The sequence below is a fragment of the Bordetella muralis genome (assembly GCF_965139205.1).
In the GTDB taxonomy this organism is placed as follows: domain Bacteria; phylum Pseudomonadota; class Gammaproteobacteria; order Burkholderiales; family Burkholderiaceae_B; genus Bordetella_A; species Bordetella_A muralis.
This window is the reverse complement of the sequence record NZ_CBCSIU010000005.1, coordinates 14,471-38,242: the sequence shown is the minus strand read 5'-3', so window position 1 is coordinate 38,242 and position 23,772 is coordinate 14,471. Positions and strand designations below refer to the sequence as shown.

Sequence of the window (23,772 nt, the reverse complement as noted above, 5' to 3'; positions counted from 1 at the left end):
GTGATCATTCAACAGCATCCATACTGTCCATTGTTCTGATCGAGCGACGTTATGGAGCCGGCTCGTTCAATGGCGTTTTGGCGGCTTGCTCCAGATGCGTCAACAACAAGCGGGCTGCGCCAGATAGCGAGGCTTCGTCGCGCGTGACTAAGGCAAAGCGCCGATAGGCCCAGTCATCGGTCAGATCGATAATGCGCAATCCGTTCGCTCTGGCATAAGGCTCGGCAATCTCTCGTGGGGATACGCTGATGGCGAGGTTGGCGCGCACCACCCGAAAAGCCGAGTCCAGGTTCGAGACTGTGACGCGGTGCCGCAGTATTTTCCCGGCGCGAGAGGCCGCCTGTTGCAGCATGAGCAGGACAGCACTGGCCGGCGGCATGTTGACGTGTTCGTAGTCGAGCGTCTCGGCAAAACTGATAGTGTGATGCGCCGCGATCGGATGGGAGGGATGGGCGACGATGGCCAGACGGTCGCTGCGATAAGGCCGGGTCTGCAGTTCATCAAAATCCGCCGCGTCCCAACAGATACCTAGCGAGGCTACGCCATCGCGTATCCCGCGTATCAAATCTCGGGTCACGCGTTCTTCGAGCTCGATCTTGATGTCGCGGTGTTGCGGGTCCTGCAGAAACACGGCGATGTCCTCGGCGAGTGACTCTGCCAACGCCGAGGCCGACGCCAAAATGCGGACATTACCGCGTATACCGGACGCATACGCCGACATATCCCGATCGATCCGTTCCGCACTGGCCAGCATGTCGCGGGCGTGTTCGAGCAAGGTCTGGCCGGCCACGGTCGGCTCGACGCCATGGCGCCGCCTCGTCAGGAGCCGTACTCCTACCGTTTCTTCGAGCTGGGCCAGCCGTTTACTGATGGCCGAGCCGACAATATTGGATTGCTCGCCCGCGCGGGCAATGTTGCGCGTTTCGCAGACGCGTACGAATAGGCGCAGGGTGGTGATGTCCAGGTCGCGCATGGTGGGATCGTTATAGATATTCTGCTTTGGAACTTTTAGGGTTCCAAATTACCACTTTTTTAATTTTGAGGAATATCTAAACTGAGACCGTTTCGATTACGGTGTTACAGCCTCATGACCCGACATACCCGCAACCCACAGGCAGGGCAGTCGTCTGCGCCATTGCCGCAGTCGGACTCAACCGTTTCCCGCAGTGCCACGGCATCACCCTGGCCCGCCCGCGCAGTCGTGCGTGAGGTGGGATTGCGCGATGGACTGCAAAGCATCTCGCTCGTCCTGCCGACACAGCAAAAGCAACAATGGATATGCGCCGCCTATGACGCGGGACAACGGGAAATCGAGGTCGGCTCCTTTGTTCCTGCGCGCCTGTTGCCGCAATTGGCGGATACCGCCGAGCTGGTACGGTTTGCCAAGACGCTGCCGGGGTTGTTCGTATCCGTGCTGGTGCCCAATCTGATCGGTGCGCAGCGGGCGATGGACGAGCAGGCCGACATGATGTTGATGCCGTTGTCTGCCAGTCACGCGCACAGCGTGGCAAATCTACGCAAAACGCCGAAAGAGGCTATTGCCGAGGTGGCGCGTATGCGTGCAGAGCGAGATGCCAGAGGGTCTCGTACGCGTTTGGAGGTCGGCATCGGTACGGCATTTGGCTGTACGTTGCAGGGCAGGGTGGAGCCTGATGACGTATTAGCGCTGCTGCAGGATGCGCTCGATGCGGGAGCCGACCAGGTCAGTCTGGCCGATACGGTAGGACATGCCGATCCGGCCTCCGTGCTGGCGTTGTTCAGGGCTGCTCGCGATGTAGCGGGGAATCGTCTGTGCTGCGGTCATTTTCACGATACGAGGGGGCTAGCGCTGGCAAATGTGATTGCTGCATTGCAAACCGGCATCGAACGCTACGACGCCAGCCTCGCCGGTATCGGGGGCTGCCCGCATGCGCCGGGCGCCAGCGGCAATGCTGCGACTGAAGACCTCGTCTACATGTTGCAGACCATGCATATCCAGACAGGCATAGATTTGCCGCGTCTGCTTACGCTGCGCGAGCAGGTGGCGGGCTGGTTGGCCGGAGAGCCGCTACACGGTACGTTGTGGCGGGCGGGGATTCCTGAGCATCAGGCGCAGGCGTTTTCTTCATCAATTCAGGCACGAGCATCGTCGGCGTTGATTTGATACGCCGTTGCGATCATGACGAGCCAACAATTTTTTGGAAATAGACATGCAGCAACCCAGTGGCACTTCATCCTTTGACATGGCAGCGTCGTCCGGTACGACGGCATCACGTGACGATGCGACCGGCTCTGACGCAGTGACATCGTCGGCGGACGGTCGCCAGGCGGCGCCACGTGCATTGCCGCTGCAAGGGCTGCGTGTCGTCGAGTTTACGCACATGGTCATGGGCCCAACGTGCGGCATGGTGCTGGCCGACCTGGGTGCAGAAGTCATCAAAGTCGAGCCCGTGGGCGGTGACCGTACGCGCCATTTGCTGGGCGCGGGCGCAGGGTTTTTCCCGCTATTCAATCGCAACAAGAAAAGCATCGAGCTCGATCTGCACGATCCCGAGGGCGCCGAGGCAGCGCGCCGTTTGGCGGCCAGCGCCGATGTCGTGGCCGAGAACTTCAAACCGGGCACGATGGCCAAATATGGCCTGGACTACGCGTCCCTGAATCGCGTGAATCCCCGCATCATTTACGTGAGCCACAAGGGCTTTTTGCCAGGCCCATACGAATTGCGCACTGCCTTGGACGAGGTGGTGCAGATGATGGGCGGACTGGCCTATATGACCGGCAGGCCGGGCGACCCCTTGCGCGCAGGCACCAGTGTCAATGACATCATGGGCGGGATGTTCGGCGCGATCGGTGCGATGGCCGCATTGATCCAGCGCGGTATCACCGGGCGCGGCCAGGAGGTGCAGTCGGCTCTGTTTGAAAACAACGTGTTCCTGGTCGGCCAGCATATGCTGCAGTATGCGATCACGGGCAAGGCGGCATCACCCATGCCGGAGCGTATCTCCGCCTGGGCGCTCTATGACGTCTTTACGGTGAAAGACGATGAGCAGATTTTCCTGGCGGCAGTCAGTGACGCGCAATGGCGCACGTTTTGCGATGCATTTGGTTTTGATGATTTGAAATCCGCTGCGCACCTGGCCACTAATAATGATCGCGTCATTGCGCGACCCACGTTATTGCCTGAACTGCGCGAGCGTCTGAAAAACTATAGCGCCAGTGAGCTCTCTGCGATTTTCGAAGCGCAAGGGCTGCCTTTTGCACCCATTGTGAAACCCGAAGAGCTCTATGACGATCCGCATCTGCGCGCGACGGGCGGTTTAGCGGAAATCCGTCTGCCGGACGGTGATCGTGCTGGTGAAATGACCCGCACGACGCTATTTCCGCTAACGCTGGATGGCCAGCGTCTGGGCGTACGACTGGACCCACCCAGACAGGGAGAACACACGACCGAGTTGTTGACCGATCTCGGGTACGACGAACAGAAAATCGCCGAGCTCAAAGCGCGAAAGGCTGTGGGATAAGCTTTTGCTCAGTGAATGGGCACATAGGGCAGGGCCCTGCCAGCCGTAGGGTGGCAAGATCCTTCGATAGAGAGGACGGCAGGGTTGAAAAACGACGGAGGTGACATGAAAAAATCAAAAGACATACTGAATAAAACCGGCGATAACGGCATCAAACTCGCGAACAATCTCTGTTCTACGCAGCAAACCGGATGGTCGCGCCGCCAGATACTGATGCATATGGGGGCGGGCCTGGCTGCCTTGGCTGCGCCCGGACTGCTGCGTGCCCAAAGCGATCGGCCGATCAAATTCATTTTGCCGGTGGGTGTCGGCTCGGGCGTCGATACCATTACGCGCAGTGCCTCGGAGGCGCTATCGCGCGCGTTCGGACATACCGTAGTGGTGGAGAATCAACCAGGCGCCGGTGGCATCGTAGGCACCTCCGCATTGGTGAGGTCCCCCGCAGACGGTTATACGCTCAGCGTAGTATCGAACAACCATGTGATTTTTCCCAGCGTATACAAGTCCCTGCCATTCGATCCGCTGGCCGACATCACCCCGATCTCAGTGGTGGGCACATCACCCCTGGTGCTGGTCACCAATCCTGCACGGATCAACGCCCAGACCGCGCCCGAGTTGATTGCGCTCTTGAAAGCGCATCCGGATGACTACAACTACGCCTCGTCAGGTAATGGCACCATTCTGCAATTGGCCGTAGAAATGTTCCTGCTGCAAAGCGGCACAAAGGCGCGCCATATCCCGTACAAGGGGGTAGGCCCCATGGTGACTGATCTGTTGAGCGGCCAGGTGGACCTGGGCGTGCTGTCGGTGGCGTCGATTCGTTCGCACTTGGAAAGCGGTGCGTTACGGGCCATTGGCTACTGTGGCACCGAGCGCAGCACTGCACTGCCGAATATTCCCACCCTGCGCGAGCAGGGAATGTCCAATTACAACGTCGAAGGTTGGATCGCCGTCGTCGGGCCGGCAAAGCTGCCCGCGGAAAATGTGCAACGCGTGTACCGGGCCTTTACTGAGGCGTTCAACACCCCAGAGGTCAAGGCGGCCATGACGACTCAGGGTAACGTTATTAAACTTATGCCGCCTGATCGCACGAAGGATTTCTTCAAAAGTGAAATGCGGAAATATGCGGAGATTGTAGAGGGCGCGCATATCGAGAAAATGTAGAAAATACTGATGTAGAGCGCACACTGGAACGGCGGCGGGCGTCATCCCCTGATCAAGGGGATAAGGGCTGCCGCTCAACGTCAAAAAATCAAGCTTGCTGAGCAAGCGATGCTTCGACTTCGACCGCTATTTCCAACAGTTTTTCATCGGCGTCAGGAGCAGCCATTAATTGATAACCGATGGGCAGGCCGTCAACAGGCAATGGCAGGGATACGGCGCATAGCCCCAAATAGTTGGCGGGCTGGGTGTTTTGCGTCATGCCCAGGGCCAGTGTCATGCCTTTTTCAGGGTCTTCCAGATCAGACACCAATGGCGCGAAGTCTGCAGTCGTCGGGCTTACCCAGGCATCAAATCCGATGAATCTGTCGGCAACGGCTTTCCTGCTCTCGGTCCTTTTGTCCTCAAGTGCAAGGAATTCATAGGCTTTTACCTCAAGCCCCGACTCTATCCGCTTCGCAATAACGGGATCCATCAGATGCTTTTGCGAGAGAAAATTGTCTTTGCCCAGGATCGACAGCAAGGCGGATGGCATCGAGACGGGGAAATAGCCGGCGCGCTCGGGGGCCTCAGGTACGGCTAGATTTTCAAACAGGCATCCTCTTTCCTGCAGATGCTGATTCGTCTTTTGAAAGGCATTGCGGATCTGCGGATTGACGTTGTCGCCGAAATGGTTTTCAGGAACGCCAAGGCATAGCCGATTCAGGCGGACACCCGATCGGCGAGGCTGATACCCGCAGCCGAACAGAATCGACGATATGGTGTTAAACGCCAGCAACGCGTCTTTGGCTGATCGCGTCAATAGACCGATGGAATCAACCCTCGGATCCAACGGAAATGCACCATCGACAGGCCAGAGACCCGCGGTCGTCTTTAAGCCGAATACGCCATTAAAAGCGGCAGGAACGCGAACCGAACCGCCGGAATCCGTGCCTATGGCAAATGCGCATAGTCCTGCGGCGATGGCTACACCAGAGCCTGAGCTGGAGCCTCCTGGTGCGCGATGGTTCTCCATGTCCGATGCGTTCCAGGGAGTGCCCCGGGGAGAGGAATGGCCGGTGATGCCCAGGCAGAATTCCACTGCCTTGGTCTGTCCCAGAAACACGCAGCCGGCCTTTCTGAGCGCTTTAATGAATGTGCCTTCTTCGGATCCCATGACATCGGGTAGATCGATGTTGGAGCCTACTTTCGGACCAGGCATCTGCGAGATAACGAAGACATCCTTGATCGCAACAGGCACCCCCATCAAGGGGCCCAGGTCCGTTCCCGATTGGATCAACAAATCCATGGCCCGCGCAGTGGCCAATGCTCTATCAGCAGCGACGGTCTCGTATGATCCGAGCTTGGCATCTATTGTCCGGATACGTTCGAGATAGATCTTCGTGACGGCTTCCGAGCTTACCTTTCCTGCGCGGAAGTCCCTTGCAAAGCCCTCCAGGCCGCCCTTGTTAAATGGGTCAAGCGGCAGATCATCCATTGTTTTCGCCTCCGAAAAATCGAATCGTTTGAGTATTGCTCTATAGACCTAAATAAGCTTTCCGAATCATGGGATGGCCCTCCAGCGTAGAAGAGGCACCCTCCAACACCAGTTTGCCGTTTTCCAGAACATAAGTACGGTGGCTGAACTGAAGCACTTGCTTGATGTTTTGCTCGACGAGCAAAACAGGAAAACCGAGATCGGCAATCTGACGGATCGCCTGCATCACCTGTTTGACGTACAAGGGCGATAGACCCAGACTCGGCTCGTCCATGATCAGCAGATCGGGCTCGAGCATCAGCGCTCGGCCGATCGCAACCATCTGTTGTTGCCCTCCGGACAGGGCGCCTGCTGCCATATCGGCAAATTTCTTGATGTCGGGAAACAGGGCGAAAACCTTATCCAGGTTCCTGTTTCTGTTTTTTCGCAGACGAGGAAGATATCCTCCTAGAAGGATATTGTCCTTGACGGTCAGATTGGGAAAGAGCTGCCGGCCCATCGGTACGTGGGCCAAGCCCCGTTCCGCCATTTGGTGAGGTTCCAGTCCGGCGATTTCCTCACCCTTGAATAGAATCTTGCCGTGCCATGGCTTGATCATGCCGGACACCGAACGCAGGATGGTCGATTTGCCGCTGCCATTGCCACCGACCAGGCCGACCAATTCGTTCTTTTTGACTTCAAGAGAGACGTCAAAGACGACCTGCAGCGTTCCGTATCCGAGGCTGACTCCCTCGACTTTCAATACGGCTTCATCTGTGTTGCTCATGTTTATCAGTCCGTTCCCAGATAAGCTTCAATGACTCTTGCGTCGTTAATGACATCCGTAGCGGAACCTTCTGCGATCTTGTTCCCACTGGCCAGGACAATCACATGGTCGGCGAGTTGGATGATCGCCTCCATGATGTGTTCGACCATGACAATCGACATGCCTGTAGTGGTGAGCGTTTGCAGGAACTCGATCATCTCTTTTAGCGCCGGCGGATTCAGGCCCGCCATGATTTCATCCAGAAACAGGACCTGGGGCTCCAGCGCCAGGGCTCGAGCGAGCTCCAGCCGTCGCAATCTCGCCAGATTCAGATCGGACGACAATTGGTTCGCTCTATCGAGCAGGCCCACTTTCTCCAAGGCGGACAGCGCAACCTTTTCGGCATTCTCGCGTTTTGGATGTTTCAGGAATGCCGCAACCAGTACATTTTCGAGCACGGTCAGGTCGTCGTATGGCCGCTCCGTCTGAAAAGTGCGTCCCATGCCATTTCTTGTTCTGAGATAGGGTGGCAGCCTTGTGACGTCTTGCCCCAGAAACGAGACAGTGCCAGAGCGCACGGGAGCAAAGCCGGTCATGGCGTTGAACAGGGTTGATTTCCCCGCTCCGTTCGGCCCGATCAGTCCAAGGATTTTGCCCTTTTCCAGCGAGAGCGAGACGTCATTGACAGCGATCAGGCCGCCAAATTGCACTGTTACGCTGTCAGCCTTGAGCACGGTTTGCATATTGTCTCCTGATCAGCTTGTGGGCGTACTCGCCTACCACGCCGCGTGGCAGAACCAGTATGACGACTAATATCAGCACGCCATAAACCAACATATTGGCTTGTGCAAAGGCCGTTCTGAATATTTCCCCGGATATCACCAGCAGGGCGGCGCCGACGGCCGGCCCCCAGATGGTGCCGCGCCCGCCGATGATCACGGTCAGCGCTATCTGTATGGAAAACAGCAGGTTGAAAATGATGTGGGGCTCTATGAATGACAAGAAGATGCCATAGATCCCGCCACCTAGAGCCGTCATCGTGCCGGACAGGACAAATGCTTTCAGCTTGACGGCGTTGGGATTGATCCCCGCTGCCATCGCGGCTTCTTCGTTGTCCCGGACTGCCTTCAATTGATAACCGAAGCGCCTGCTGGAAATGAATATCGTCACGGCTATCGTGATCGCCGCGTAGAGCAGGGCGAGATAGTATTGGGTTTTCTGATCGAAGAGGTCCACGCCAAATGGCTGCGGCAGAGTATCGATGAACACGCCCGATGCACCGCCGGTCAGCCAGCTCTCATTGATCGCGACGAGTCTGAGAATCTCGGCAATAGCGATGGTGGATAAGCTGAAATAGGGGCCTCGCAGGCCGAATGTCAGCTTCCCCCAGATCAGGGCCATCACGGCTGCCACGGCCATCGCTATCAGTATCGACCACCATGGTGCCAAGCCGAATTGCGCTGACCCAATGGCGACGAAGTAGGCTCCCATGCCGACAAAGCTGGCGTGTCCCAGGCTGAGTTGCCCGGCCCAGCCCCCGAGCAGATTCCATGAGGTGGCCCAACCGGTAAAGAGCAGCACCGAGATACCAACGGTGATATAGGCCGACGACGTGATGGGATAAAGGGCGGCGATGATAATGAGACCGGTAAGAAATAAGAAGTTCTTGTTCATAGTCTTTTCACCGATTTACCAAAGAGGCCTTCGGGTTTGACCAATAGCACGACGACGAACGCCAACAGTCCATACGCATCGCGATAAGCTGAGTCGAGATAGGACGCGCCCATTACTTCCACGATCCCCAGTAGTACGCCGCCGATAATCGCGGCACCAATATTTCCCAGTCCACCCAGCACCGTCACGACAAACGCCTTTAGTGTGAACAGCGCTCCGGTAGTCACCGGAGACGCGAAAAGCAGCGGAATCAACGAGACCCCGGCTGTTACGGCTAACGCCATCCCCAAGCCAAAAACGATGGCCTGAATTCTCTTTGTGTTGATCCCGATCAGTTCTGCGCCTAGCCTGTTCTCTGCCGTTGCTTTGATGGCTCTGCCTACCTCTGTTTTATTTAGCAGGAGATAGAGCGCAACAATGACGGCCAGGGTCGCCAGGCCCGCAAAAAGGAGTACTACCGAAATATTGATGGGGCCTAACGTCAGCGTGCTGGATGAATACGGCACGTTGACCGATTTGGGCTCGCCGCCGAAAGCCAGCAACAAGAGGTTGGCGATGACAAGCGAGAGGCCAAGCGTTGCCAACATCATGGTCTCCGGTTTGGCATCAATGACGCGCGTCAATATGGCTTTCTGGATCAACGCACCAACGAGAAACCCCAATGGAATGGCGGGAATCAGGGTCAAGTAGGGGTCCCATCCGAACGCGTAATTAAGTGTCACGGCGAAGTACATGCCTAGAACCACAAAATCGCCATGCGCAAAATTGATCGTTCTCATCACACCAAAAACCAGCGTAAGTCCGACGCCGATCAAGGCGTAGACAGCGCCGATCAAAATCCCGTTTGAGAGATTCTGAAAAAAGGAAACGTAGTCGATCATGGAGCACCTTTGGCCGATCTACATTGGCCATCAGATTTAGACAGCGATAGCTGCCAGGCAGGCATCGCCGCATATTGGCGTATAGCCAATACGCGGCATTTCTTCTTTATTGTTGTTGATCAGTTGGCGAGTTGTGCTTTCTGCGAAGCAAGATTCTCGGGGAACACGGTCACATGCTTGCCATTCTGAATTTGAATGATCACGCTCTTGATGGGATTTTGTCCCTTGAAGCCGTCGTAGTTTTCGAACTTGACATCAGTGACGGGAGTCTTCAGATCCGTTTTTGTCAGCGCGTCCCGTACTGCATCCCGATCCAGGGATTTCGCTCTACGCAGCGCGTCTGCGGCAACCGTCAAAGCGAGATAGCCCTCCGCTTCATAAAAAGAGGGGTCTTCTTTGGCTTTCTGTTTGAGGCGTTCGTATAGCTCTGGCGTGCCCTCGTATTTGACGTCGGGGCTCCAGCTGACGGCGGAGACAATATTCTCTGACGGATTTCCAACTTGTTGGATGAAGCTCACCATGGACGACGCCGTATCGATCGCTACCACCTTGGTATTAAGCCCGACTTCTTTGATCTGACGGGCAATCGCGATGCCATCGTCGGCATACGAGCTGGTGAGCAGGATATCCGGTTTGGCGGTCCGGAACTTGTTCAGAATCGGCCTGAAATCGGTGGTCCCTTGGTCATAGGCTTGTTTCCCGACGATTTCGTAGCCTCGCTTTTCTGCCTGACGGATGCCTTCTTCACTCATGGACGTAGGCCACGCGCCATTGCCATACATCACCGCGATCTTCTTGATCTCGGGATTATTCTTACGAAGGTTGTCGAAATAGTCGAAATAGGCCTTTGCGACAATCGTAGAGTTATGCTTTGCGCGGAATACCCAATCCGATCCGGGCTTTGTGATCGAATCGTCAGCGCTGCCGAGCACAATCAACGGAATTTTCTGGCGAGTGGCGACCTTGGATATCGGTCCGGTAATGCCGGATGCATAAGAACCGATGATCAATGGAACCTGTTGCTTATTCAGCGATTCGACCGCTGCCAGTGCGCTTTGCGCTTCCGAGCGATCATCCTGAATAATCAGCGCTACTTTTTCGCCGTTGATTCCGCCGTTCGCATTGATTTCTTCCAGGGCGACCTGCATGCCAGTGTTGTACCGCTGGCCGAATGCCGCGAAGTTGCCGGATAGGCTATTGATGACTCCGATCTTTACGTCTGCCATGGCTGACGTGGACAATATAGATGCGCACAGAGCTGCCAAGACGCCGACTTTCAGGGATTTTGTTTTCACTTTCACGCTTGTCTCCAGTACTTATCAAAAAAATGAGTTCATGAAGCATGCATTGATGAAATGACCGTTTCCTACCTCGTGTCAGCCGCCACCGTGGAATAGGGGCCACGAATGCTTTTTATAGGGTGTCTATTTCCATTCGATGTGGCATGCTCGCAATCTTATTCGAATACACGGGTCAAAGCGATCTGCTGATCAACGGATCACGTTTTCCCTAGGTCTAGGCGTTGTTGACCGCGCAGGGGATCGCAAAGATGTGAAGGGCCGTGACGCACAAGATGGTGCATCACGGAGGCTCCGCGCTAATCCCTTCAGACGATTTCGTCGAGAACCGGTAACAGGTAACTCAAGAATCGCTCCGGATCCTCGCTCATGGGGAAATGGCCCATGCCTGTCATGATTTGCCACTTTGAACCTGGTATGGATTTCCCCAACAACGCAGTGTCTTCGGGTGTGCATGAGTAATCGTACTCACCCGTCAGCAGCCATAAAGGACAGTCCTGCGTATTGATCAGGGTCAGGTCCTTTCGAATGTCGCCATCGGCCGTGTAGAAATGCAGATCGCCCTTGAAAACACCGGGTCCGCTTTGCATGTAGTGCCAAAGCGTTTCCCATCGATGTTCTGTGGGACTGGATGGGCCGACGAGCCCGGAAACGATGCCGGCACACATCTCGCCGCCGTGGACATCGGGGCGATGCAGCCAGTCCAGATCGTAGTAGGGATCGACGTGAGCCCCGGATTGCAGGCCGATCAGGCCCCGGAAGTTTTTCGCATGGTGCAAGGCCAGGTGCAGCACAATCCGGCCGCCGATCGAGCATCCCATGACCACCGGCCGATCCAGCGAGAGTGCATTCGCGACGGCTAGAATGATGCCTGCATACTCTTTCGACCCGAGTTGGTAGCGTTCTTCGTGCCAACCGGCGGGAGGGGAGGATTTGCCATGCCATGGCAGGTCGAAACAGATCACTCTGAATCGCTGCGTGACCTGCGCCTCGTTCATGAGCGCCCGATATTGGCGGGTATCGGAACCTGCGGTATGAAGGCAGAGCAGGGGAATGCCTGCTCCCGCCTCTTCGAAATAAATCCGATGCGGCTTGCCGTTGAGCGTGATTCGGAGATATCGGCCGATGATGGGTTCGATTTCAACGCCAGAGGTGCTCATTTCGTTGCTCCCGGGATCCGGACGGTTGACAGCAGTTCCTTGAAATAAAGCAGGTTCGACATGAATGGGTAGATGTTTCCTTGAATCGACATTCTGCGCGCCTTGGACAGCGCCATGACGTCGTGATATCCGGGCGGGGGATGAGGTGACCAGAATGCCTGCCACGTGTCCTCGTCCGCTCGAATGCAAAAGTCCCACTCGCCCATGATGAAAGGTCCCGTCTGGACCGCGGCTACCTTGCCTTCCACAATCTGAATGCGATAACTGGCGTCACCCGACATTAGCAAGAAACGGGTGTTCAGCCGTTTTGCATGCTGTACAAAATAGAGTTTCTTGTTGAATCGTTCTGGTAACTGAGCCAGCGACTCCTGGATATCGATCACTGTTGTTCTCCTCATGGATTCTGTTCGAGAATCTCTGTGTAGCGCTATCTGTGGCGTACTAGGCCGGATCCTGGTGCAGGCAGTAAATCTCGCTGCCGTCGCCGCCTATGGCAGGATATTGCTTGGCGACGAGCGGATCGTGGCCGGGTCTATCAGTTCTTGAGCAAAGGGCATTTGCTTTCAGAGGGCGGCATGAATGCCTGCTCGCCGCCGACCGTTTTTACGATGTTGTAGTAGTCCCAGGGCTCTTTAGAGTCCGCTGGCGATTTGATTGAAACGAGATACAGGTCATGCAGCAGCTTGCCATCTTTCCTGAGCCGGGCGTTTCTGGCAAAGGCATCGTGGATTGGCATATCCTGCAGGGTTTTCATGACGTCTGTCACGTTGTCGCTGCCTGATTTTTCGACAGCTCTTAAATAATTGAGAACGGCCGAGTACTGGCCCGCTTGCAATGCCGTCGGCATTTTGCCGAATTCTTTATAGAACTTCCGGGAAAATGTTCTTGATTCATCGTCGAGATTCCAATAGAAGGTCTCGGCGAAGTTCATGTTCTTGGCGGCATCCAAGCCCACACCGTGAACGTCGGTGATGCTCATCAGCATGGCGACGATTTTCTGCGATTCTGTCAGCCCGAATTCGTTGGCCTGTTTGATTTCGTTCTGCAGATCCGCGCCTGCGCTCGCCAGAGCGACACCTTGGGCGCCGCTGGATTGAGCGGAAAGCAGGTAAGACGCAAAATCAGACCCCGGAAAAGGGTATCTGGACGAGCCCAGGACCTTGCCTCCGGCCTCTTTGATAAACCGGGAACCATCATTTTCCAATGAGTGGCCGAACGCATAATCGGCGGTAATGAAATACCAGCTCTTCGTACCCGACTCGACCAGCGGCATCGTGCCCACCTTTGCGAGGGCATAGGTGTCGTATACCCACTGTACATTGGTGGGCTTGCATTCTTCGCTGGTGATTCGGGTTGCACCGGCTCCGGTCACCATCGTCATGCGTTGTTTGTTCTCCGCGATATTCATTACGGCTAGCGCCACGGCGCTGTTGCCCAATTCGGTGATGACATCCACCTTGTCTTGATCCAGCCATTCCCGGGCCTTGGCCGAGCCGATATCGACCTTGTTCATATGGTCGGCGACGACCAGTTCGATCGGTTTCCCGAGCACTTTCCCGCCGAACTCGGCGATGGCCAGCTTCGTGGCCAGCACTGAGCCGGGTCCCACGTTGCCCGAGTAGGCGCCCGACAGATCCGTGAGGACGGCGATTTTCACGACATCATCGGAAATCGCTGCAGACGCTGCGGCGGACGTAGCCCCTAATACGACGAGCAGGCTGGCTAAAGGCAATCGTTTGTTGGCAGGCATGTGCTGTCTCCTCCGTGTCGGCGCGGGGTCCAGGTTTGGCTCGCGCTACAAAAGTTTTGTGCTTATTGTTTTGATGTTTGGTAGTGCTTAACTCAACCGCGGCTTGGCGCAGTTGTTTACTTCGGCCCAGAAATCAGTGAGGCATGAGGTGTCTTGGCCCGCCTTTCCTGCGGCTAGCGCCATGCGGAAGATATTCTTGGTGGTGTCGCATACCGGTAGTGCTATCTGGCTCGATGCCCCGGCGTTGGAGGCCAAGGAAATGTCTTTGTAGCCTAGCGCGAGATCAAAGCCGGGCGAGAGATCGCCTTTCAAGACTTTTTCAGGCCATTTTTGTTTTAACTGTCCGTTGCTGGCGGTAGTGCTGGTCAGCACATTGAACGTATTGTTCAGATCCAGTCCCAACGACTGGGCCAGGACCAGGGCCTCGGAGTTGATCTGGCAATAGCACAGGACCATCATGTTATTGATGAGCTTGGTGCGAGTGCCCGTTCCCGCGCCGCCGCAGTGATAGACGGTGGTGCCCATCTTGTACAGCACGGGTTCGACCTGCGGGAGATGCTCACCGTCAATGCCGAGCATGAAGAGGGACTCTCCCGTGTCGGCATGCATGGCCAGCCTGCCGACTGGTGCATCGCCGAATGCGATTCCCTTTGCGGTGAACGCCTGCGAAAGCATGTCGACTGTATCCACATCGACGGTGCTCATATCGATATATATCGCGCCATGGGGGATGTGATTGATGATCCCTTCTGCGCCCAGCGCGACTTCTTTTACTTGCTTCGGCCCTGGCAGCATCGTAAACACGATGTCAGATTGTGTGCACAGGTCAGCCACAGTGCGGGCACGTTGGGCGCCTTGCGCCTCCAGCTTCTTGGCGGCGTCCTCATTCAGGTCAAAAACGCAGACTTTTTCGCCTTTGTTGACCAATGAACGTGCCAACGAAAATCCCATTCTGCCCAAGCCGACAAACCCTATATTCATGATGCCTCCTGTTTAACGCGCAAAGTGTATCGACGTTCGATCGCACCTTGCGGGGACTTTTTGTCCCCTTGATAGTCCTTTAAGGAATATCAATCGTCTGGCGTAATGGGTCCTCCGGAGAGCAGGTTGCTGATAGTCCAAAAAGGCATATTTGGCAGACGAAAAGTGAGCCCAGGCCGCAGCGCTTGATTGATAGACTGCGGCGAAATTGCACTGAAACAATGGTGCGTCTCGTCAATAAATCAACAATGAATCAGGAGACTTTTGTGGCCATCAATCGCCGTGCCATACTCAGCCTTGCTGCTGCTTGCGCAGGTGCCGCTGCGCTCAGTATGTCGTCTATCGCTCATGCTGCCGCGTACCCGGAAAAGCCCGTTACGCTCTACATTGGTTTTTCTGCCGGCGGGCCCACCGATATGGTCGGTCGTTTGTTGGCGGACAAGCTCAGCCAAAAGCTCGGGCAGACATTTGTCGTTGAAAACAAGGTCGGAGCCAGTGGCGTCGTCGCTGCCAATCTTTTGAAGAAAGCCAAGCCGGATGGTTATACGCTGATGCTCGGCAGTAGCAGCACGCTGTCCATCGTCCCGTACGTCCAGAAGGGTATCCAGTATGACGCGCTGAAAGATTTCACGTCCATCGCGCTGGTGGCCAGTTATCCGTATTACCTGGTAGTACCGGCAAATTCGAAGTTCAAGACCTTTGACGATCTGATCGCTTATGGCCGTGACAAGAACAATCGGCTGACCTACGCCTCCGCCGGCACAGGGGCCGTCAATCATCTGGCCGGCGAGTGGCTGAAGGATGAGACGAAGATCAACGCCTTGCACGCTCCTTACAAGGGCGATTCGGCGGCGATCCCCGACCTGATTGCCGGACGGATAGACTATGCATTGCTGGCGGGGATTGTCGCGCTGCCTCAGGCTGAAGCAGGAAAGCTCCGGATTCTGGCGTCGGCGAGTTCGTCCCCCGACAAAGGTGCTCCGAATATCGAAATCATCGGACAGAAAAAAGTCCCGGGATTTGAGGCTGAGCCATGGAACGGCCTGATGGGCCCGGCCGGTTTGCCACAGGAAGTCGTGACTACGTTGAATACGGCGGTCAACGAGGTGCTGTCTGATCCAGAGGTAAAAGCGCAGCTTCTGAAACTGGACCAATATCCTTTTTCGAGCACGCCGGATGAGCTCAGAGAGCGCATCAAGGATCAGTCCGCCCGTTGGGAAGGAATCATCAAGAAAGCGAACATCGTGATTGAGTAATCTGGGAGCCTACAGCATGCGGTATTCACAATATATTGGCGGCAAGTTTCGTGACGGCACTGATAATGCCGAATTGACCGTTGTATCACCGGGAACCGGGCAGGAACTGGGGCGATATCGTGGCGCGTCTCAAGGCGACGTAGAGCAAGCCATCGCCTGCGCGCAGGATGCGTTTGATGCATGGCGCAAAACCGGGGTAACGCGGCGCTCGGAATTGCTGCGCAATGTGGCAAACGAAATGCGTCGTGATCGAGACAATCTGGCTCGCCAGATCTCGGCGGAGCTGGGAAAACCCTTGTCCGAGGCACAGAAGGAAGTGGACACCGCCGCCGAAATGTTTGAGTGGTCGGCGGAAGAGGCGCGCCGCTTGTACGGCAGGCTGATTCCCGCCCGGGCGCCCGGCATACAACAGTTGGTGCAATTAGAGCCATATGGTGTCGTGGGTGCATTCTCGGGATGGAACGCGCCAGCCATCACGCCCGCTCGCAAGATCAGCGCCGCGCTGGCCGCAGGTTGCACCATTGTGTTGAAACCGTCTGAGGAGACAATCGGAGTCGCGTTGTTGATCGCGCAGGCCATCGAGCGGGCAGGATTGCCTGCTGGTACGGTGAACATGGTGTTCGGCGATCCTGCGTTTATTGCCGATCAGCTTTGCACATCGCCATTGGTCTCCATGATTACGTTCACGGGCGGCACCGACGTGGGCAAGCAGCTCGGTGCCAAAGCCGCGTTGCACATGAAAAAAGCTACCCTGGAGCTTGGCGGGCACGCGCCAGTTGTGATCTGGAAGGATGTCGATATCGAGAAGGTTGCCCGGGCCTGCGTAGCAACGAAATTCCGGAATGCGGGCCAAGTATGCACGTCGCCTACGAGATTTCTCATCCAAAGGGAAATCTACGACGAATTCTGCGAACAGTTTGTCAGGCACGCGAACGGCCTGCGGGTAAAGGATCCATTTGATCCCGACTCAACGATGGGCCCGTTGAAAAACAAACGGCGTCGGGATGCGATTGATCGATTGGTCAATAACGCGGTGGAGTCGGGTGCCAAACTGCTGACGGGCGGTAAGGCGATCGAAGGACCCGGCTATTTCTACCAACCGACGGTACTGGCTATTCATGACAGAAAGGCGGACGTCTGCAGAATCGAGCCTTTCGGCCCCGTAGCACTGCTGATCCCGGTAGAAACCGCAGATGAGGCGATTGCCGAAGCGAATGCGTTGCCATTTGGTCTGGCTGCGTACGCATTTACTGAGAACATGAAGCTGGCTCATCGATTCGCCAACGAAATCCAAAGCGGGGTCGTTTGCATCAACGAGCTGCAGGCATCGCTGCCCGAAACGCCATTTGGCGGCTACAAGGACAGTGGCCTGGGCTCCGAAGGCGGAATCGAAGGCCTGCGGGAATTCCTGCGCGTAAAGTGCGTGCGCCAAGGAGGACTGGCATGAAGACTACCCTGGGGTTTATCGGCTTGGGCGCGATGGGCGGCGGCATGTGTATGAACCTCGCGCAGAAGTCAGGATGCGAGGTGTTGGCCACTGACCTGGACATGCAAAACGTTTATGCCTTGTCCTCCTTTGGCGTCATCGCAAGCAACATAGCCGAAATAGCCAGCCGGGCGGATACGGTCTTTCTATCGTTGCCTTCGATTAATGAAGTGGAGCAGGTCTGCCTTGGAGAGCAGGGGCTGTTGGCGAACTCCGGATCCTTGAAGACGATTGTCGACATGAGCACAAGTGAGGTCGAGCGTGTTCGCGCGCTGGCTTCTACACTGCAGGAGCGTGGGGTCAGCCTGATTGATGCGCCGGTCGCAAGAAGCCGTGCTGCCGCAAAAAGCGGAACGCTATTGATCACCGTCGGCGCACAGCAGGATCAATTCGACCGGTTGAAGCCCTATCTCGACTGTATGGGCAGCGACGTTTTGCTGTGCGGCCCGACAGGTGCAGGACAGGTGGTCAAGGCCATGAACAATATGGTCCTGATCAACACCGTGCATGCATTAGCCGCCGCGTTTGCGATATCGGAACGCTCAGGGGTTTCAAAGGACCTGTTGGCCCAGGCCCTGGGGCTGGGTTCGGCAGCGTCGTTTGCTTTGAAGCTCACCGGCGAAGACTATCTGGCCAAAGACACGTTCCCGGAGAAAATGTTCTCGGCATCCTATGCGCTCAAAGACCTGAAACTGGCGCTGGGGCTATCTGCTTCTGTGGACGTCGATAATGAACTCACGGCAGTGACGGCCAGGAAGTTGCAGCAGGCGATCGATGCCGGCTATGCAGACAACTACTATCCCGTCATGTACAAGACAATGTCGTTGAACGCTGAAAACAGCCTTTAACAATCCGGCAACAAAGACTGGGTCGTCGCTGCCTGTGCGAGGATCCAGTCTCTGAACAGGGCCGTTTTCCGGGATTCTCGTCGAACTGTGGGCCGCAGCAGATAAAAGGAAAGGCCGGTTCTGACGGGTTGATTGAATGGCGCGAGCAGTTTTCCTTCGTGAAGGTCTTCGAGTATCAAGGCCTTTTGGCCTATGGCAATTCCTAGACCGTCCATGGCCGCTTGCCAGGTCAGCACCGAGCTGCTGAAGTTCATTTGCGGCGTATCGGAAATTTCCGACGAGTATGCGCATGCCTGCGCCCACATGGCCCATTCACCTTTTGGACGATAGTGTGAAACCAGCAGTCGTGTGCGCAACAGGGCTTGGGGGTAGAGTGCTTCCGGGGCATGCTTTTGCAAAAAATCGCGGCTGCATACCGGTTCGATGATGTCGTCGAACAAGCGGTCGGCTATGGTGTCTGTCTGGTCTCCCGTTCCCAACTGGATGCTGAAATCGATGTGATCCTTTTCAAAATCGGTATTGTGTACCGAGTTGGTGATCAGTACCGACAGGTCCGGGTGCTGTTTGTGAAAATCCTCGAGCCTGGGGATCAGCCATTTGGCGGCAAAGGTCGTGTAGGTACGCACCCGGATTTTGTTGTCATCGCCGTGTTCCAACAGGCTGTCGGTTGCACCAGATATCTGCTCAAAGGCCGGAATAATGCGATCGGCGTATTCCTGCCCCATATGAGTCAGGCTGATTCCTCGTTGTTCACGGCGGAACAGTTTTACGCCCAGATACTTTTCCAGTACATCCAGTTGCTTGCTGATGGCCGATTGACCAACATGAAGCTCTTTCGCCGCTTTGGTCAAGCTCTTGGCGCGCGCTACGACGTAGAACGCACGGAGAGGATTCATGGGAGGAAATTTTTTTGACATAAAAGGCGTACTGGCTGTTAGGCTCAAATTGTAGTTATTGCACTGCAAGCGCTTGTCGGCAGTAACCCGGGCTATGCGCCATAGCTCGCTATGGACGGACTTGACGTTCGGGCATTCACATCGTTGCTAATGATAGGCGATAGCATAAAATCCAGGTTTACCCCTTTTTTCGTACAGGATCTGCGCCATGAACGCTCGCATTCCCGACGACGCTTTGCCGCCTACCTTAGACCCCGACGCCCTGCAGGCGTTTGTGGACCGCCAATGGGACGACGAAATCATCCCGGCCCTGACCGACTACATCGCCGTGCCCGCCAAGAGCCCGGCATTTGACGCGGATTGGGAAAAAAATGCTTACATTGAGCGCGTCGTGCGCGATGCGGCGCAGTGGGTCGAGTCGCGCAAGGTCGCTGGCCTGAAGCTGGAGGTCGTGCGTTTGCCTGGGCGTACGCCTGTGATCTTTTTCGATGCACCAGCAACGCGCGCCGACAACGGGGACACCGTGCTGTTGTATGGTCACCTGGATAAGCAGCCTGAGTTTTCGGGCTGGCGTTCGGATTTGGGCCCCTGGACGCCTAAATACGAGGACGGCAAACTGTATGGCCGCGGAGGCGCCGATGACGGCTATGCCATCTATGCGTCGATCACGGCCATCATGGCGCTCGATGCGCAGGGCATTCCACGCCCTCGCTGTGTGGGTATCGTGGAGACCTGTGAGGAGTCGGGCAGCTACGATTTGCTGCCCTACGTCGACGCGCTGCGGGACCGCCTGGGAAATGTGGCATTGGTGGTCTGTCTGGATTCCGGGGCCGGCAACTACGATCAATTGTGGATGACCACGTCGCTGCGCGGGATGGTCGCCGGCACGCTCGAGGTCCAGGTGCTGGACGAAGGCGTGCACTCCGGCGATTCGAGCGGTGTCGTACCCTCGAGTTTCCGCATTCTGCGTCATTTGCTGGATCGCCTGGAGGATAGCGGCACAGGGCGCCTGTTACCGCAGAGCCTGCATTGCGAGATTCCGACGGCTCGCCGCGAGCAGGTCAAGGAAACTGCCCGTATCCTGGGTGATGAAGTCTGGCGCCGTTTTCCCTGGAGCTGTGGCGCTGACGGCAGTTTCGTCCTGCCGATGACGACCGAGCCCGAAGAAGCCTTGCTGAATCGCACCTGGCGTCCGACGCTGTCGGTGACCGGTGCCGAGGGCTTGCCGCCGCTGATGAGCGCCGGGAATGTGCTGCGTCCGCGGACGTCGTTCAAACTATCCTTGCGTTTGCCGCCGCTGGTGGATGCCGCTGCGGCGTCGGATGAAATCAAACAGTTGCTCGAGGCCGACTCGCCCTATAACGCGAAAGTCATTTTCGACGCCCAGCATGGCGCTACGGGCTGGAATGCGCCTGAGTCCGAGGCTTGGCTTACCCAGGCGCTGGACGCGGCATCGCGCCAGTATTACGACGCACCTTGCGGCTATATCGGGCAGGGTGGCACGATTCCTCTGATGAGTCTGCTGCAAGAGGGTTTTCCCAAAGCTCAGTTCATGGTCTGCGGCGTGTTGGGGCCACGCTCCAACGCGCACGGTCCCAACGAGTTCCTGCATGTGCCATACGGTAAACGCCTGACGGCGTCAGTGGCGCAAATCATGGCGGCGTTGCCGGTTTGATGTCTGGCGATTGAGTACATTCCTATGATTCATATCGACGGCGCTTATCAGCGCATCATCGACGAAACTCGTCTCTGGGTGGAACGGGCCGTGATCGGCCTGAACCTGTGTCCCTTTGCCAAAGCTGTGCAGGTGAAAAACCAAGTTCGCTATGCGGTCAGTGACGCTACGGATGCGGAGGGCGTGCTGACGGACTTGGAAAGCGAACTATTGTTGTTGTCCGAGACGGATCCAGATCAAACCGACACGACGTTGTTGATTGTGCCGGATGCGTTGAACGATTTTTATGAGTTCAACGATTTTGAGGATTATTCCGATCGGCTGCTCAAGCGTATGCGGTTGGTGGGGGAACTGCAGGTGGCGACGTTTCATCCGGATTTTCAGTTCGCGGAGACTGAGCCGGATGATGTTGAGAACTGTACCAATCGGTCGCCTTATCCTGTTTTGCATATCTTGCGAGAGGATAGTATCGATCGTGCCGTGGAGGCGTTTGAGGATGCGGCGGAGATTTATGAGAAGAATATTGCTACGTTGAGGGGGCTGGGGTGGGAGGGGTGGCGGAAGTTGATGGCTGCGGAGTAGATGACGGAGTAGAGGTTCTGTTGGTCGTCGAGCCGAGGCAATCGGCCCGGCCGGGCTTCACAAAGTCGGTCCGGCGCGCGGGCGCCGGACACCGNNTCGCTCACCTCGTCCGCGCCTTCGCGCTCCCATGCGGCCGCTTGGCAAATCGGCTAGCCAGCATCGCGCAAACCATCAGTTGAATCTGATGAAACAACATCAATGGCAGCACAATGGCTCCCACTGCCTGTCCTGCAAAAATGACCTGCGCCATGGGAATTCCGCTAGCCAGGCTTTTCTTTGAGCCGCCGAATAATAGCGTGATGCGGTCTTCGATATTGAATTTGAAGATCTTGCCCAGAATCACGCATCCCAGCAATGCCAAGGCCAGCAATACGGCGCAGGAAAATACCAGGCCGACCAAGGCAGGCGCGGGGGTGTTATGCCAGAGCCCTTCGTTGACCGCTTCTGAAAAAGCCGTATATACCACCAGCAAAATCGAACCCTGGTCCACGAATTTCAGCAACGCCTTGCGTTTGTGTACCCACGCACCGATCCAGCGGCGCATGATCTGGCCCAGGATAAACGGCAGCAACAGCTGCAACATGATCTGGCCCACGGCATCAAAGGAAATCGGTGCGCTCGCACTGGCTACCACCACAGTGCCCGCCAACAGCGGCGTGAGGAAAATGCCCAACAGGCTGGATGCCGACGCGCTGCAGACCGCAGCGGGCACATTACCCCGGGCCATCGACGTGAAGGCGATCGCGGACTGCACCGTCGCGGGCAGGCAGCATAGGAACAGGATGCCGGTATAGAGCTCTGGCGTGACCAATGGCTGCAACAGCGGTTTGAGCGCCACCCCCAGGATCGGGAACATGATGAACGTCGCCGAAAAGACTGTCAGATGCAGCCGCCAATGCATGACGCCTGCAATAATGGCCTCGCGCGACAGACGTGCGCCATGCAGGAAAAATAGCAGTGCGATTGCTAGATTGGTGATCCAGTCAAATGCCACCAAACCCTGGCCATGGGCGGGAAGCAGACTGGCAAGCAGGACGGTCGTAACAAGGAGGAGGGTAAAGCGGTCGGGCAAAAATCGGGTGTAGCGGGACATTGGAGATAAGCTGCTAAACGATCGCCGACGTGGCGGTCAAAGGCCGTTATTGTAGACCGCCACGTCAGGTGCGATATTCAGCTATTTGTAGGGTAATCGTCCCGGCGGATTATTCGATTTTGATCCCGGCCCGGTCGATGACCCCCGTCCATTTCTTGACCTCGTCATGGACCAGCGTTTTGAATTCCGCTGGCGTGCTCGCGACAATTTCAACGCCCTGTTTGCCGAATCGATCGACGACATCCTTTTCATGCAGCATCTTCACCATGTCGGCGTTGATCTTCTGCACGATGTCAGCGGGGGTGCCGGCCGGTGCTTGCATGCCGAACCAGACGTTGACTTCGTATCCAGGAACGCCTGCTTCGACAACGGTGGGAATGTTGGGCAACAATGCCGGGCGCTTGGCGCCAGTCGCTGCGAGCGCGGTCAATTTGCCTGCCGTGATGTTGGGATAAACGTTCGGCAAGTTATCAAACAACACGTCGATGTCCCCAGCCAATAACGCCGTGACCGCTGGAGCACTGCCTTTATAGGGAATGTGCGACATCTTGGTGCCGGTCAATTCCAGAAAGAGCTCCATGGAGAGATGGTTCGACGAACCGGAACCCGTTGATCCGTAATTGAGTTTGCCGGGATTGGCCTTGGCGTATGCGATGAGCGATTTGACGTCTTTGAACGGGGAGTCGGCGCGTACCGTCAGGATATTCTGTGTGCTGCCTGCCCAGATGATGGGCTCAAAATCTTTGAGCGCGTTGTATTTCATCTTGTCTCGATACAGTCCGGGCAGGGCCGAAAACGGCAACGGCGTGATCAGCAGGGTATAGCCGTCCGGCTTGGATTCTGCGACGAATGTATTGCCAATCAGGGTATTCCCCCCGGGTTTATTCTCGACAATGACAGATTGCTTCCATGCCTTGGTCAGATACTCGCTCGCGGTCCGGGCAAGCGTGTCGTTGAATCCTCCTGGCGTATAGGGAACGACAATGCGTACGGGTTGGTTGGGATAAGGCGACGCGGCTTGGGCCGCTGGCGCGACGGCAGCGGCGATGATCAGGCTCAGGCTGCCCAGCATTACACTCAGTTTTCCAATCGTCATGATGTGTTATCTGACCGCCTTTGGAGCTGGCATAGCGGTGTGACGAAGGCAGGATGGGATAGGGGTGCAGCGTCAGATCCAGCCTGTATTTGCCTTCGCATCCAACTGCTATGCAGCGCTTCGGCGATCTGTCTCCGTTGATGTTGTTGTGGATCGATCGTCATTCAGCACAGTCAGTCGTGCGGACTGGCATGGCTGTGCCTTGGTGCTGCA

General features: G+C 56.3%; 22 protein-coding genes. 8 read left to right on the top strand and 14 right to left on the bottom strand.

The annotated features are described in order from the left end of the window. Positions 1–49 precede the first annotated feature (49 nt). The gene (locus tag ACNA0I_RS09925; RefSeq protein ID WP_415805837.1) at positions 50–973 is read right to left on the bottom strand and encodes a LysR family transcriptional regulator; all 924 of its coding nucleotides are present in this window, start codon (positions 971–973) and stop codon (positions 50–52) included. A 114-nt stretch (positions 974–1,087) separates the two neighbouring features. Between ACNA0I_RS09925 and ACNA0I_RS09920 the strand changes: the two genes are divergently transcribed. From ACNA0I_RS09920 to ACNA0I_RS09910, 3 genes are all read left to right on the top strand, one after another. Next, positions 1,088–2,143, top strand: coding sequence for a hydroxymethylglutaryl-CoA lyase (locus ACNA0I_RS09920; protein ID WP_415805836.1), 1,056 nt, complete (start codon positions 1,088–1,090; stop codon positions 2,141–2,143). A gap of 217 nt (positions 2,144–2,360) precedes the next feature. Beyond that, positions 2,361–3,500, top strand: a complete 1,140-nt coding sequence (locus ACNA0I_RS09915) for a CaiB/BaiF CoA transferase family protein (RefSeq protein WP_415806030.1) — start codon at positions 2,361–2,363, stop codon at positions 3,498–3,500. A 105-nt stretch (positions 3,501–3,605) separates the two neighbouring features. Then, complete coding sequence (locus tag ACNA0I_RS09910) at positions 3,606–4,664, top strand: tripartite tricarboxylate transporter substrate binding protein (protein WP_415805835.1); 1,059 nt, start codon at positions 3,606–3,608, stop codon at positions 4,662–4,664. Between the two features lie 88 nt (positions 4,665–4,752). On the opposite strand, the gene ACNA0I_RS09905 is transcribed toward ACNA0I_RS09910, so the two are convergent. From ACNA0I_RS09905 to ACNA0I_RS09860, 10 genes are all read right to left on the bottom strand, one after another. Next, complete coding sequence (locus ACNA0I_RS09905) at positions 4,753–6,138, bottom strand: amidase (RefSeq protein ID WP_415805834.1); 1,386 nt, start codon at positions 6,136–6,138, stop codon at positions 4,753–4,755. Between the two features lie 40 nt (positions 6,139–6,178). After that, entirely contained in the window at positions 6,179–6,904 is a 726-nt protein-coding gene (locus ACNA0I_RS09900) for an ABC transporter ATP-binding protein (RefSeq protein ID WP_415805833.1), read from the bottom strand. A gap of 5 nt (positions 6,905–6,909) precedes the next feature. Further along, positions 6,910–7,626, bottom strand: coding sequence for an ABC transporter ATP-binding protein (locus tag ACNA0I_RS09895; RefSeq protein ID WP_415805832.1), 717 nt, complete (start codon positions 7,624–7,626; stop codon positions 6,910–6,912). Next, positions 7,604–8,557, bottom strand: coding sequence for a branched-chain amino acid ABC transporter permease (locus tag ACNA0I_RS09890; RefSeq protein ID WP_415805831.1), 954 nt, complete (start codon positions 8,555–8,557; stop codon positions 7,604–7,606). The genes ACNA0I_RS09895 and ACNA0I_RS09890 overlap by 23 nt, the downstream gene beginning before the upstream one ends. Next, complete coding sequence (locus ACNA0I_RS09885) at positions 8,554–9,438, bottom strand: branched-chain amino acid ABC transporter permease (RefSeq protein WP_415805830.1); 885 nt, start codon at positions 9,436–9,438, stop codon at positions 8,554–8,556. The genes ACNA0I_RS09890 and ACNA0I_RS09885 overlap by 4 nt, the downstream gene beginning before the upstream one ends. Positions 9,439–9,557: 119 nt before the next feature. After that, the gene (locus ACNA0I_RS09880) at positions 9,558–10,664 is read right to left on the bottom strand and encodes an ABC transporter substrate-binding protein (RefSeq protein ID WP_415806029.1); all 1,107 of its coding nucleotides are present in this window, start codon (positions 10,662–10,664) and stop codon (positions 9,558–9,560) included. A gap of 380 nt (positions 10,665–11,044) precedes the next feature. Beyond that, positions 11,045–11,896: an alpha/beta fold hydrolase gene (locus tag ACNA0I_RS09875; protein ID WP_415805829.1), complete on the bottom strand. Its 852-nt coding sequence runs from the start codon at positions 11,894–11,896 to the stop codon at positions 11,045–11,047. Next, a complete protein-coding gene (locus tag ACNA0I_RS09870) occupies positions 11,893–12,279 on the bottom strand; it encodes a hypothetical protein (protein WP_415805828.1) in 387 nt (128 codons plus the stop codon). The genes ACNA0I_RS09875 and ACNA0I_RS09870 overlap by 4 nt, the downstream gene beginning before the upstream one ends. A 152-nt stretch (positions 12,280–12,431) precedes the next feature. Continuing rightward, a complete protein-coding gene (locus tag ACNA0I_RS09865) occupies positions 12,432–13,646 on the bottom strand; it encodes an ABC transporter substrate-binding protein (RefSeq protein ID WP_415805827.1) in 1,215 nt (404 codons plus the stop codon). 87 nt (positions 13,647–13,733) lie between these two features. Beyond that, a complete protein-coding gene (locus tag ACNA0I_RS09860; protein WP_415805826.1) occupies positions 13,734–14,627 on the bottom strand; it encodes an NAD(P)-dependent oxidoreductase in 894 nt (297 codons plus the stop codon). A gap of 266 nt (positions 14,628–14,893) precedes the next feature. Here ACNA0I_RS09860 and ACNA0I_RS09855 point away from each other — a divergent pair, with 266 nt between their 5' ends. The 3 genes from ACNA0I_RS09855 to ACNA0I_RS09845 are packed head-to-tail and all read left to right on the top strand — an operon-like array spanning position 14,894 to position 18,217. After that, positions 14,894–15,883 carry a Bug family tripartite tricarboxylate transporter substrate binding protein gene (locus ACNA0I_RS09855; RefSeq protein WP_415805825.1) on the top strand — a complete coding sequence of 330 codons (990 nt, stop codon included), beginning with the start codon at positions 14,894–14,896 and terminating at the stop codon, positions 15,881–15,883. A gap of 16 nt (positions 15,884–15,899) precedes the next feature. Then, positions 15,900–17,330 carry an NAD-dependent succinate-semialdehyde dehydrogenase gene (locus ACNA0I_RS09850; RefSeq protein ID WP_415805824.1) on the top strand — a complete coding sequence of 477 codons (1,431 nt, stop codon included), beginning with the start codon at positions 15,900–15,902 and terminating at the stop codon, positions 17,328–17,330. Then, positions 17,327–18,217, top strand: a complete 891-nt coding sequence (locus ACNA0I_RS09845; protein ID WP_415805823.1) for an NAD(P)-dependent oxidoreductase — start codon at positions 17,327–17,329, stop codon at positions 18,215–18,217. The genes ACNA0I_RS09850 and ACNA0I_RS09845 overlap by 4 nt, the downstream gene beginning before the upstream one ends. Here ACNA0I_RS09845 and ACNA0I_RS09840 read toward each other — a convergent pair. Next, positions 18,214–19,182, bottom strand: a complete 969-nt coding sequence (locus ACNA0I_RS09840; RefSeq protein ID WP_415805822.1) for a LysR substrate-binding domain-containing protein — start codon at positions 19,180–19,182, stop codon at positions 18,214–18,216. The genes ACNA0I_RS09845 and ACNA0I_RS09840 overlap by 4 nt on opposite strands. 139 nt (positions 19,183–19,321) lie before the next feature. Here ACNA0I_RS09840 and ACNA0I_RS09835 point away from each other — a divergent pair, with 139 nt between their 5' ends. Beyond that, positions 19,322–20,788 carry a M20 family metallopeptidase gene (locus tag ACNA0I_RS09835; protein WP_415805821.1) on the top strand — a complete coding sequence of 489 codons (1,467 nt, stop codon included), beginning with the start codon at positions 19,322–19,324 and terminating at the stop codon, positions 20,786–20,788. 24 nt (positions 20,789–20,812) lie between these two features. Next, the gene (locus tag ACNA0I_RS09830; RefSeq protein WP_415805819.1) at positions 20,813–21,370 is read left to right on the top strand and encodes a DUF1415 domain-containing protein; all 558 of its coding nucleotides are present in this window, start codon (positions 20,813–20,815) and stop codon (positions 21,368–21,370) included. Positions 21,371–21,470: 100 nt separating this feature from the next. Here the strand turns inward: ACNA0I_RS09830 and ACNA0I_RS09825 are convergent, their stop codons facing one another. Further along, positions 21,471–22,463, bottom strand: coding sequence for a bile acid:sodium symporter family protein (locus ACNA0I_RS09825; protein WP_415805818.1), 993 nt, complete (start codon positions 22,461–22,463; stop codon positions 21,471–21,473). A 109-nt stretch (positions 22,464–22,572) separates the two neighbouring features. Beyond that, positions 22,573–23,559 carry a tripartite tricarboxylate transporter substrate binding protein gene (locus ACNA0I_RS09820; RefSeq protein ID WP_415805817.1) on the bottom strand — a complete coding sequence of 329 codons (987 nt, stop codon included), beginning with the start codon at positions 23,557–23,559 and terminating at the stop codon, positions 22,573–22,575. Positions 23,560–23,772: the final 213 nt, after the last annotated feature.